The sequence below is a fragment of the Bacillus sp. FJAT-47783 genome (assembly GCF_022808615.1).
GTDB lineage: Bacteria > Bacillota > Bacilli > Bacillales > Aeribacillaceae > Bacillus_BZ.
In genome coordinates this window covers 92911-105098 of the sequence record NZ_JAKZKS010000007.1, presented here as the reverse complement: position 1 = coordinate 105098, position 12188 = coordinate 92911, and the positions used below count along the sequence as shown (strand labels likewise).

General features: G+C 36.6%; 10 protein-coding genes. All 10 read left to right on the top strand.

Annotated elements, in window-relative coordinates; all coding sequences use genetic code 11:
• Window positions 1-1272, top strand: a complete 1272-nt coding sequence (gene icd, locus MLD65_RS07465) for an NADP-dependent isocitrate dehydrogenase (protein ID WP_243291238.1) — start codon at window positions 1-3, stop codon at window positions 1270-1272.
• A gap of 89 nt (window positions 1273-1361) precedes the next feature.
• Window positions 1362-2294 (top strand): malate dehydrogenase, encoded by a 933-nt coding sequence (gene mdh / locus MLD65_RS07460; protein WP_279325999.1) that lies wholly within the window; start codon window positions 1362-1364, stop codon window positions 2292-2294.
• An 85-nt stretch (window positions 2295-2379) separates the two neighbouring features.
• Window positions 2380-2856, top strand: a complete 477-nt coding sequence (locus tag MLD65_RS07455) for a MaoC family dehydratase (protein ID WP_243291237.1) — start codon at window positions 2380-2382, stop codon at window positions 2854-2856.
• A gap of 375 nt (window positions 2857-3231) precedes the next feature.
• Window positions 3232-3957, top strand: coding sequence for a response regulator transcription factor (locus tag MLD65_RS07450; protein ID WP_243291236.1), 726 nt, complete (start codon window positions 3232-3234; stop codon window positions 3955-3957).
• On the top strand, window positions 3950-5713 hold the full coding sequence (gene pnpS, locus MLD65_RS07445) for a two-component system histidine kinase PnpS (protein ID WP_243291235.1): 1764 nt from the start codon (window positions 3950-3952) through the stop codon (window positions 5711-5713). Before MLD65_RS07450 ends, pnpS begins: the two co-directional genes overlap by 8 nt.
• Window positions 5714-5914: 201 nt before the next feature.
• On the top strand, window positions 5915-6889 hold the full coding sequence (gene hflK / locus MLD65_RS07440; protein WP_243291234.1) for an FtsH protease activity modulator HflK: 975 nt from the start codon (window positions 5915-5917) through the stop codon (window positions 6887-6889).
• Window positions 6879-7811, top strand: a complete 933-nt coding sequence (gene hflC, locus MLD65_RS07435; RefSeq protein ID WP_243291233.1) for a protease modulator HflC — start codon at window positions 6879-6881, stop codon at window positions 7809-7811. The genes hflK and hflC overlap by 11 nt, the downstream gene beginning before the upstream one ends.
• Window positions 7812-7935: 124 nt before the next feature.
• Window positions 7936-10563, top strand: a complete 2628-nt coding sequence (gene polA / locus MLD65_RS07430) for a DNA polymerase I (RefSeq protein ID WP_243291232.1) — start codon at window positions 7936-7938, stop codon at window positions 10561-10563.
• 61 nt (window positions 10564-10624) lie between these two features.
• A complete protein-coding gene (mutM, locus tag MLD65_RS07425) occupies window positions 10625-11449 on the top strand; it encodes a DNA-formamidopyrimidine glycosylase (RefSeq protein ID WP_243291231.1) in 825 nt (274 codons plus the stop codon).
• Window positions 11450-11543: 94 nt separating this feature from the next.
• Window positions 11544-12182, top strand: coding sequence for a sporulation membrane protein YtaF (gene ytaF / locus MLD65_RS07420; protein WP_243291277.1), 639 nt, complete (start codon window positions 11544-11546; stop codon window positions 12180-12182).
• Window positions 12183-12188 lie beyond the last annotated feature (6 nt).

Below are 12188 nucleotides of genomic sequence, written 5' to 3'. Positions count from 1 at the left end.
GTGGCTGAAGGTCAAAAAATTACAGTAACTAATGGTGTATTAAACGTCCCAAATAATCCAATTATTCCTTTTATTGAAGGGGATGGAACAGGTCCAGATATCTGGGCTGCAGCTTCGAGGGTATTAGAAGCAGCGGTTGAGAAAGCATACAGTGGAGAAAAGAAAATTGTTTGGAAGGAAGTACTTGCTGGTGAAAAGGCTTTTAACGAAACAGGTGAATGGCTGCCTTCTGAAACGCTTAATGTTATCCAAGAATATATGATTGCGATTAAAGGTCCTCTTACAACGCCTGTAGGTGGAGGAATTCGTTCGTTAAATGTTGCTCTTCGCCAAGAGCTTGATTTATTTGTCTGTTTACGTCCAGTACGTTACTTTGATGGAGTTCCTTCACCAGTTAAACGTCCTGAAGATACAGATATGGTTATTTTCCGAGAAAATACAGAAGACATATATGCAGGCATTGAATACGCAAAAGGTTCAGAAGAAGTCCAAAAGGTTATTGAATTTTTAAAAAATGAAATGGGTGTTAATAAAATCCGTTTCCCTGAAACATCTGGTATTGGTATTAAACCAGTTTCTGAAGAAGGAACGAAGCGTCTCGTACGTGCCGCGATCAATTATGCCATTGATCATGGCCGTAAATCAGTTACTCTCGTCCATAAAGGAAACATTATGAAATATACAGAAGGTGCTTTCAAAAATTGGGGCTATGAGCTAGCTGAGCAAGAGTTTGGTGATAAAGTATTTACTTGGGCTGAGTATGATCGCATTGTTGAAAAAGAAGGGAAAGAAGCTGCTAACAAAGCACAAGATGAGGCAGTAGCTGCAGGGAAAATTATCATTAAAGATGCGATTGCGGATATTTTCTTGCAACAAATCTTGACTCGTCCACGTGAATTCGATGTCGTTGCAACGATGAACTTAAATGGTGACTACATTTCTGATGCCCTTGCTGCTCAAGTAGGTGGAATTGGTATTGCACCAGGAGCAAACATTAACTACGAAACAGGTCATGCTATTTTCGAAGCGACTCACGGTACTGCGCCTAAATACGCTGGTTTAGATAAAGTAAACCCATCATCCGTTATTTTATCTGGCGTATTAATGTTAGAACATTTAGGATGGACAGAAGCTGCCCAACTCATTATGAAATCAATGGAAAAGACGATTGCTTCAAAAGTTGTCACATATGATTTTGCTCGTCTAATGGAAGGGGCAACAGAAGTAAAATGTTCTGAGTTCGGAGATGCGCTTATTAATAATATGGAGTAAAATGGAAAAGAGGCTGCTTTCTGCAGCTTCTGCTCTTTCACGTTGAAAGAGACGATACATAATGACAGTAAAGGGGTTGCGTAATTATGATGAAACGCAAAAAGATTTCTGTTATTGGTGCAGGGTTTACTGGTGCTACAACTGCTTTCTTACTTGCTCAAAAAGAGTTAGGAGACGTTGTACTTGTGGATATCCCACAAGCAGAAAATCCGACAAAAGGTAAAGCGTTAGACATGCTTGAAGCAAGTCCAGTTCAAGGTTTCGATGCGAATATTATTGGTACATCAAACTATGAGGATACTGCTGACTCTGATATTGTCGTGATTACTGCAGGTATTGCTCGAAAACCTGGCATGAGTCGTGATGATTTAGTACAAACGAATCAAAAAGTCATGAAAAGTGTTACGAAAGAAATCGTGAAGTATTCTCCAAACTGCATAATCATTGTGTTAACAAATCCAGTAGATGCGATGACCTATACAGTGTATCAGGAATCTGGATTTCCGAAGCATCGCGTAATTGGACAATCTGGCGTATTAGATACAGCGCGTTTCCGTACATTCGTTGCACAAGAATTAAACTTATCTGTCAAAGATATTACAGGATTCGTGCTAGGTGGACATGGGGATGACATGGTTCCATTAGTACGGTACTCTTACGCAGGTGGTATTCCGCTTGAAAAATTAATTCCAAAAGAGCGCTTAGATGCCATTGTTGAAAGAACACGAAAAGGTGGCGGTGAAATCGTCAGCCTACTTGGCAACGGAAGTGCTTATTATGCACCTGCAGCTGCATTAGTAGAAATGGTAGAAGCAATTGTAAAAGATCAACGTCGTGTGTTACCTTCAATTGCTTATTTAGAAGGAGAATATGGATTTGAAGGTATTTATTTAGGTGTTCCAACCATTTTAGGTGGTAATGGTTTAGAGGATATTATTGAGCTTGATCTGACAGATGAAGAGAAAGCAGCGTTGCAAAAATCTGCAGACTCTGTTAAAAAAGTCATGAACATCTTAGTGTAAAAATGAATATGAGGAGCTTTGTTAGCTCCTCTTTAAAAACGATTGATGTAAGCGATTTCAAATAAACGGTTAGGTGGTGGAACATATGTTATTAGGCAAAAAACGAAAGCTTGGACGGCAAATTGAAGAAATGAATGTAGGTGAAAAACTCACCTTAACGGAAAAAATCGAAGATAAAGATTTACTTTTATACTTAGGGTTAACGAATGATGCAAATCCTCTTTTTATTCAACACGATTTTGCTTCCCAAACGTCATATGAAAAACCAGTCGTTCCAACCATTATGTTAACAGGAATCGTAACTTCGGCTATTTCAAAGTATTTACCTGGGCCAGGAAGTTATATTAAGTCTCAAACATTTGCATTTCCTTTACCAGTCTATCATTATAGTGTTGTTCATTTTTTATTTGAAGTAATAGAAGTTAATGTGAAAGAAAATGAAGTAGTTATTGAAGTGACAGCGAAAGATGAAAAAGAAGCTGAAGTGGTAAGGGCACGATTAATCGTTTGTCCACCAAAACAAATGGATACAATGAACGGAAGAGCGCTTGAAAATTTCTGATGATAATGAATAATGAGAATAAATATGCTGCTGATTAATCAGCAGCTTTTTTGATAAGATCAAAATTTATATCATTTTGACAAAGTTTTCAGGGATGAAGGGAATCTATGGTGTCCTGTGAAAGTGACCTCCCCCTCGAGTTCAAATAACTTTCATCCAATAAAGGAAAAGAGCACCTTTCTTGGTGAAGAACATTTTTGTCTTAGGTCGGGCAAGGCGCCTTGCGCTTTTCTTAATTTCGCTTACAATGGTTGTCGAATCAACTTTCTTTTCGTTAAAATAATAAATAGTTGTGTAACAAAAAAATATATAAAATAGTATGATAAGTGCGATTGGATGAAGGGAAATACAAGTAGAAAGTTGGATGATTTTAGTATGAGTAAAAAAGTATTAGTTGTTGATGATGAACAATCCATTGTTACTCTTCTTCAATATAATTTAGAGCAAGCAGGCTTTGAAGTTGTTACAGCTTCAGACGGCGAGGAAGGGTATAATAAAGCGTTGGAGGAAAATCCAGATATTATCATTCTCGATCTCATGCTACCGAGTATGGATGGAATTGAAGTGTGCAAACAACTTCGTCAACAAAAAGTGCAAATCCCTATTTTAATGTTAACAGCAAAAGATGATGAATTTGATAAAGTTCTAGGCTTGGAGTTAGGGGCAGATGACTATTTGACCAAACCATTTAGTCCTCGCGAAGTGGTTGCAAGGGTAAAGGCCATTTTAAGACGTGTTACGACAACTGTAAAGCAACAAGAGCGTCCTGAAGTAGAAGATAATAAAAACAAAATAACGATTGGACAATTAATCATCATGCCTGAACACTATGAAGCTTATTTTGCTGGTGAAAGATTAGATTTAACTCCGAAGGAATTTGAGCTATTAGTATATTTAGGGAAGCATAAAGGTAGAGTGTTAACACGGGATCAGCTATTAAGTGCTGTCTGGAATTATGATTTTGCTGGTGATACGCGAATTGTTGACGTTCATATTAGTCATTTGCGGGAGAAGGTGGAACGAAACACAAAAAAACCGATTTATATTAAGACGATCCGGGGGCTAGGGTATAAGCTGGAGGAACCGAAGCTCGATGAATAAGTTTCGTTCTCGATTACTATTTGCTTTAACGATGTTAATCATTGCCGTATTAGTAGCACTAGGGTTAATTCTTGGCCAATTATTTAATTCTTTTTACTTACAAACATTTGAAGAGCGGTTTGAAAAGGAAGTAGAATTCGTTGAGGCATTGTTAAGTAGAAATCCAACGACGTTTGAAAAGGAAGAGATATTGAAAAAGGCGAATGAAACGTTAAATTCCCATATTATCCTTTATGATGCAAAGGGAGAGGTTCAGTTTCATACAGATGCGTCTTATATAGATCGAAATGATGAAATGATTGCTGAAATTATCATTGCCAACCATCGTAACAAGAAAGATGGATTTCGAATCTGGGAAAAAGATAAAGGTTTTTTCTTTTATGGCAAACCCATACTAAAAAATAGTGAGGTTGACGGATATATTGTATTAGGAGCTCCCGTACAGTCCATAAATTCGGTAACGAAAGAAGTATGGTTCTTACTCATTGCCAGCTTAGGACTTGCACTACTTGTGATTATGATATTAGGTGTTCGCATTACTCGCGAATATACGAGACCAATTGAGTCTGCTACGAAAGTTGCCATTGAATTAGCGAAAGGGAATTATAAAGCTCGAACTTTTGAAGATCATTTAGATGAAACAGGAATGCTAAGTCAGGCGATCAACATATTAGCTCGTAATTTACAAGATATGACTCGTGCACAAGAAATGCAGCAAGATCGGTTAAAAACACTTATTGAAAATATGGGAAGCGGCCTAATATTAATTGATGGAAGAGGCTATATAAATCTTGTGAACAAAGCGTATAAAGAATTGTTCCATGTGCAGCCGGAAGAATTTTTATATAAATTGTATTATAATGCGTTTCACCATAAAGAAGTGATCGACATCGTGAAAGAAGTTTTTATGACGGAATCAAAAATACGAAAACACTTAATGATACCGTTAGATCTTGAACTTAGGCACTTTGAAGTATATGGAGCCCCAATTATTGGACACAACGACGAATGGAAAGGGATTGTTCTCGTTTTTCATGATATTACAGAGTTGAAAAAGCTTGAACAAATGCGTAAAGATTTTGTAGCTAACGTTTCGCATGAACTAAAGACGCCAATCACATCGATTAAAGGGTTCTCTGAAACGTTGCTAGATGGTGCAATGAATCATCGTGATACGTTAGAATCGTTTTTATCTATCATTTTAAAAGAAAGTGAACGTTTGCAAACTCTCATTCAAGATTTACTCGATTTATCTAAAATTGAACAACAAGGATTTAAATTAAATATACAAGATTGTGATATGAAGGAATTACTTACAGAAATTTACACTTTATTAGAAAGTAACGCGAATGAGAGAAATATTGATCTCTCCTTAGTGTTACCTTCCGAAAAAGTATGGGTGAAAGGAGATCCCTATCGTCTAAAACAAGTATTTATAAACCTTATAAACAATGCTTTAACATACACTAAGGCAGACGGTAAGGTGACAATTGAGCTAGAACATAGTGATGGAGAAGTCGTCGTTCGTGTAATAGATACAGGTGTCGGCATACAAAAAGATGAACTTCCACGCATTTTTGAAAGGTTTTATCGAATTGATAAAGCTAGAACGAGAAACTCTGGCGGAACCGGTTTGGGGCTAGCGATTGTGAAACATTTAGTGGAGGCACATAAAGCAGAAATTAAAGTAGAAAGCGAAGTAGGAAAAGGGACCAAGTTTACGTTAATCTTTCCAAAAAATTATATTGAAGAATAGTTTACAATATATTTACAACTTATTAAATTTAGCTTAATAATAAGCTGTTAATATAATAGATGAAAACCCCTTCATCCAAGGAGCCAATCGTTTAGGCGAGAACATCCACTGTTCTCGTCCTTTTTTTTGTATAAATTTTTTGAAACTTTAAAGAAATCATTTCGTAATAAATAATGACAGCACATTGATAGGAGGGGTAAGATGACGAGCATAAAAAAGGTTTATACCATTGTTGGCTTTTCGGTCGGAATCATTTTATTAGGCATTATTGCATTCACAACATGGTATACGGTTGATGAATCAGAACAAGCGGTCATCATTACATTTGGTAAAGTAGAAGAGGATGTTAGTGAGCCAGGTCTTCACTTTAAATGGCCATGGCCTGTACAATCAGTCCAAAAATTATCAAAAGAAACATTTAGTTTACAATTTGGGTATGAAGAAAAAGATGGGGAAATTAAAGCTTATCCAAAGGAAACGAAGATGATTACAGGTGATGAAAACATTGTATTAGCAGATATGGTCGTTCAATGGAAAATTACGGATCCTGGAAAATATTTGTTTAATTCAGATAATCCAAAGGAAATATTAACTGATGCGACTTCTGCTAGTTTAAGAAGTATCATTGGAAGCTCTAAAATTGATGATGCCCTTACATCCGGAAAAGTAGAGATTGAAGCAAACGTTCAAGAATTGTTAACATCGTTAATGGAAAAGTATGATGTAGGAATCTCCATTTTAGCCGTTAAGCTTCAAGATGTAGATTTACCGAATGATGATGTCCGAAAGGCATTTACGAATGTGACAGATGCCCGCGAAACGATGAACACAAAAATAAATGAAGCAAACAAATATAAAAATAAGCGAACGAAAGAAGCTGAAGGGGAAAAAGATGCGATTATTTCTAAAGCGCTTGGTGATAAAGCGGCTCGTATTGAAGCAGCAAAAGGAGATGTTGCACTCTTTAATGCTTTATATAATGAGTATAAAAATGCCCCTGAAATTACGAAAAAACGTATTATTTTAGAAACCATTGATGAAGTGATGCCTAATGCCAAAATTTATATTATGAAAGATGACGGAAATACGATGAAATATTTCCCGATTACACAAATGCAAAAACCGGAAACAGCACCTGTAGCTCCTCAGGAAGGAAGTGGTGGGAATGGGCAATAATAATGTAATCGATATGGAGAAATCAAAAGATAAATTTAATTGGAAAAAATATACACGATCTAGTATTGCCGTTGTGATTTTCATTGTCATTGCAATCTTTGTTTTTAGTAACCTTTTTATTGTAAAAGAAAACGAATATAAAGTAATCAGGCAATTTGGAGAGGTTGTTCGGATTATAAAAGAACCTGGTTTAAATTATAAAATCCCTTTTATTCAATCTGCTGAATCTTTGCCTAAATATCAAATGACATACGATGTAGAAGAAGCTGAGATTAATACGAAAGATAAAAAGCGAATTTTGATTGATAACTATGCGGTTTGGCGAATTGAAGACCCGAAAAAAATGATTTCGAATGCAAGAAATGTTGTAAATGCAGAAGCGAAAATGTCTGAGTTTATTTTCTCGACAGTGCGTTCAGAACTAGGGAAATTAAATTATGATGAAATTATTAATGACGAAAAGTCATCACGAGGAAGCATTAATGATAAAGTAACAAAAATTGTAAATGAATTGCTTCAGAAAAACAATTACGGGATTGTTGTAACAGATGTTCGCATGAAACGAACGGACTTACCGGAAGAAAACGAAAAATCTGTCTTTACCCGTATGATTTCTGAACGTGAATCGAAAGCACAAGAGTATTTATCAATGGGGGATGCCGGAAAAAATCGAATCATTGCTGAAACAGACCGTCAAGTAAAAGAAATGCTTGCAAAAGCAGAGGCAGAAGCGAACCGTATTCGAGGAGAAGGGGAAGAAGCGGCAGCAAAAACCTATAATGAAGCTTATTCAAAAGATGCCAACTTCTATAGCCTTTTTAGAACATTAGAATCGTATAAGAAAACCATTGATGAAGAAACGGTACTTATCATCCCGTTCGATTCTCCATATGCCAAAATATTAATGGGCGAAGAAAACTGATAAGACTTGCCATGCTTTTTCTTTCTATTCATTCTCATGATAGAATAGAGGAACAGCATGGCTTTTTACTTTGAACATAATGTCAAATACATAATACAAACTTTATGAAATGGGAGGAACCTTTGTGACAAAAAAACTTGTACTCATTGATGGAAATAGTATAGCCTATCGGGCTTTTTTTGCTCTTCCATTATTAAATAATGATAAAGGAATACATACAAATGCTATTTATGGATTTACGAACATTTTAACGAAGATTTTAGAAGAAGAAAATCCAACCCACTTACTCGTTGCATTTGATGCTGGAAAGACGACATTCCGCCACAACACGTATAAAGAGTATAAAGGGGGAAGACAAAAAACACCACCAGAACTGTCTGAACAATTTCCGTTCATTCGTGAATTGCTCGATGCGTATAACATATCCAGATATGAGCTTGAAAATTATGAAGCGGACGATATTATTGGTACTCTCGCAAAAAAAGCAGAGCAAGATGACTTTGAAGTAAAAATTATTTCGGGAGATAAAGATTTAACCCAGTTAGCAACAAAAAATATAACCGTATCGATTACGCGAAAAGGTATTACGGATGTAGATGATTACACACCTGATACGATTAAGGAAAAATATGGGTTAACCCCTTTGCAAATTATTGATATGAAAGGGTTAATGGGGGATAGCTCCGATAATATTCCGGGGGTTCCTGGAGTCGGTGAAAAAACAGCTATAAAACTTTTAAAGCAATTTGGAAACGTAGAAACATTGTTACAGTCCATTGAAGAAGTTAGTGGCAAGAAATTAAAGGAAAAGCTTCAAGAGAATAAAGATTTAGCCATCATGAGTAAAGAGTTAGCAACAATTAATTGTGAGGCGCCTGTAACGATATCGGTAGACGACTTATCGTATGAAGGATATGACGTAAAGGCTGTATCAAAAATTTATAAAGAGCTAGGGTTTAGCTCGTTGTTGGAAAAACTCGGTGTGGAAATGGAGAAATCAGAAGAAGTAAAGGACATTCCATTCGAAATTGTGCGTGAAGTATCAAGCGATGTGTTAACGAGTGATGCCGCGTTTATCGTTGAGATGCTTGAAGAAAATTATCATCTTGGCAAAATTATTGGATTCGGTATTGCAAATGAAAAGGGGAATTTCTTTATACCAGCTCAAGTTGCGCTCGAATCAAGTGATTTTAAAGAATGGGTACAAGATGAAAGAATGCGAAAAGTCGTTTACGACGGAAAAAAAGCACTCGTCTCGTTAAAGTGGAAGGGTATTGATCTAAAGGGGATTGAATTTGATGTATTAATTTCTTCCTATATTTTAAATCCATCTCTTTCGTCCGATGATTTATCGTTAATTGCAAGCGAACATGAGCTGAAGATTGTCCAATCCGACGAAGCTATTTATGGAAAAGGAGCAAAAAGGCACGTACCAGATGAAGCTACGCTAGCAGAGCACATTGCAAGAAAAGCATATGTCGTCTATCGACTACAAGAGAAATTAGATAAAGAACTAAAAGAAAACGAGCAATACGATTTATTTCGGGATCTTGAACTGCCACTTTCGAAGATTTTAGCTGAAATGGAAGTAACAGGTGTTCGTGTAGATATTGATCGATTAAAACGAATGGGAAAAGAATTAAATGAACAGTTGCAGTTATTAGAGCAAAAAATTCACGAGCTTGCGGGAGAATCGTTTAATATTAATTCACCGAAACAGCTCGGAGTAATATTATTCGAAAAACTTAAGCTCCCGGTCATTAAAAAAACGAAAACAGGCTATTCAACTTCTGCGGATGTGTTAGAGAAGCTAAAAGATGAACATGAAATGGTTGAACTAATTCTTCATTATCGTCATCTCGGCAAGCTTCAATCAACCTATATTGAAGGACTATTAAAAGTTGTTCATGGAGACACCGGTAAAGTGCATACACGATTTAATCAAGCGTTAACACAGACAGGGCGGTTAAGTTCTACAGATCCAAACTTACAAAACATTCCAATCCGATTAGAAGAAGGGAGGAAAATTCGTGAAGCTTTTGTCCCATCTGAAAAGGATTGGGTCATGTTTGCAGCAGATTATTCTCAAATCGAATTGCGTGTATTAGCTCATATTTCTGGGGATGAAAATCTCATTGAAGCGTTCCGTCAAGATTTGGACATCCACACGAAAACAGCTATGGACGTTTTTCATGTAAGCGAAGAGGATGTAACGGATCACATGAGAAGACAAGCGAAAGCTGTAAACTTCGGAATCGTATACGGCATTAGCGATTATGGTTTGTCGCAAAACTTAGGAATAACGCGAAAAGAAGCGGGAGAGTTTATTAAACGTTATTTTAATAGCTTTAAAGGTGTTAAAGAATATATGGATGAAATCATTCAGGAAGCAAAGCAAAAAGGATATGTAACGACTTTGATGCAACGTCGACGTTATATTCCAGAAATAACAAGTAGGAATTTTAATGTTCGAAGCTTTGCAGAACGTACGGCCATGAATACTCCAATTCAAGGAAGCGCAGCTGACATTATTAAAGTAGCGATGATTCATATGGCTGAAGAGTTAAAAGCACGTCATTTAAAAACGAGACTTTTATTACAAGTGCATGATGAATTAATTTTTGAAGCACCGAAAGAAGAAATTGAAACGTTAAAGAAACTCGTGCCCGAAGTGATGGAACAGGCGTTGCAATTAAAAGTGCCGTTAAAAGTGGATTATTCATATGGTCCATCATGGTATGAGGCGAAATAAATTGAGTGCAATCGCTCACGAACAGATTGCCTTCTTTAATTAATAGCGAGGTGAAGGTCAGATGCCTGAACTACCAGAGGTTGAAACCATCCGAAAAACGCTACTTGCTTTCGTAAAGGAAAAAACAATTGAACACGTTACGGTAAATTGGCCAAACCTCATTAAAGGGCCCCATCCCGTGGAAACATTTTGTTTCCTACTAAAAGGCCAAACGATTCGACAAATTGGGAGAAAAGGTAAATATTTAATATTTTATCTAGATGATTACGTTTTTCTATCCCATTTACGTATGGAAGGGAAATACGGTTATTTTTCTAAAGAGGATCCTGTTGAAAAACATACTCACGTAATTTTTACGTTTACGGATGGGACAGAATTACGATATAAAGATGTTCGAAAGTTTGGGACAATGCATCTTTTCAAGAAAGGGGAGGAAGAAAACGAGCTTCCGCTATCTCAATTAGGTCCAGAGCCGTTTTCTGACCAATTTACACTAGAGTACTTCAAAGAAAAACTCGCCTCAACACAAAGGAAAATAAAGCCAGTTTTGTTGGATCAAACAGTTGTAGCAGGTTTAGGAAATATTTATGTCGATGAAGCACTGTTCCGTGCGAACATCCATCCGGAACGATTAGCAAAGGATATTCGTGATGAAGAATTAGTACTATTACGGGAACAAATAATCGAAACATTAAAAGAGTCTGTAGAAAAGGGAGGAAGTACGGTTCGTTCTTATGTAAATACACAAGGGCAAATTGGTATGTTTCAGCTTAGCTTATACGTATATGGAAGAGAAGAAGAACCGTGTAAACGATGTGGAGCGGTCATCCGTAAAACGGTAGTAGGCGGCCGAGGAACACATTATTGTATCAATTGTCAAAAATAACCATAATCAGTCCTTTCTGATGTCCGATGAACATTTTTTTTGTCGTCACAATATACTATGTTATTAATTGGATTGGAAGGGGCGATAAAAATTGATACAATACACGTCTCTTATTCTTTTGGCATTGGCCGTCAGCCTAGATAGTTTTTCTGTAGGACTGACGTATGGATTAAGAACATTAAAAATACCGTTTAAGTCGATTGTTGTCATTGCGTGTTGTTCTGCTATTACACTACTTGCCGCAATGATGGTCGGCCAACTGCTACAAAACATGTTACCAGCCGTTTTAACAGAGCGTTTAGGTGGTTTTATTTTAATTTTGATTGGTGCGTGGGTTTTGTATCAATTTTTTCAGTCAAATGAACAAGAAGATCATGAGGATAAGACGCACGAAAAGACGATTTTAAATGTGGAAATTAAATCGATTGGTGTTGTCATTCAAATTTTACAAAAGCCAACAACTGCTGATATGGATAAGTCAGGTACAATTACGGGCATAGAAGCGCTGCTTTTAGGTGTTGCCTTATCTTTAGATGCATTCGGTGCAGGTATTGGTGCGGCATTACTTGGATATCCACCGCTTTATATGGCCGTTCTTGTGGCTACGATGAGTTCTTTATTTGTGTATGTCGGCATACAAATGGGTCATGTTTTTTCAAAAATATCGTTTGTTGAAAAGATAACGTGGTTACCTGGGCTTATCCTTATTTTAATTGGCATATTAAAGATGTAATAGGAG

Bases quoted from the DNA above. Each gene is read 5' to 3' on its own strand.
- mdh (WP_279325999.1), top strand. From the start codon at position 1,362: ATGAAACGCAAAAAGATTTCTGTTATTGGTGCAGGGTTTACTGGTGCT.
- MLD65_RS07455 (WP_243291237.1), top strand. From the start codon at position 2,380: ATGTTATTAGGCAAAAAACGAAAGCTTGGACGGCAAATTGAAGAAATG.
- MLD65_RS07450 (WP_243291236.1), top strand. From the start codon at position 3,232: ATGAGTAAAAAAGTATTAGTTGTTGATGATGAACAATCCATTGTTACT.
- pnpS (WP_243291235.1), top strand. From the start codon at position 3,950: ATGAATAAGTTTCGTTCTCGATTACTATTTGCTTTAACGATGTTAATC.
- hflK (WP_243291234.1), top strand. From the start codon at position 5,915: ATGACGAGCATAAAAAAGGTTTATACCATTGTTGGCTTTTCGGTCGGA.
- hflC (WP_243291233.1), top strand. From the start codon at position 6,879: ATGGGCAATAATAATGTAATCGATATGGAGAAATCAAAAGATAAATTT.
- mutM (WP_243291231.1), top strand. From the start codon at position 10,625: ATGCCTGAACTACCAGAGGTTGAAACCATCCGAAAAACGCTACTTGCT.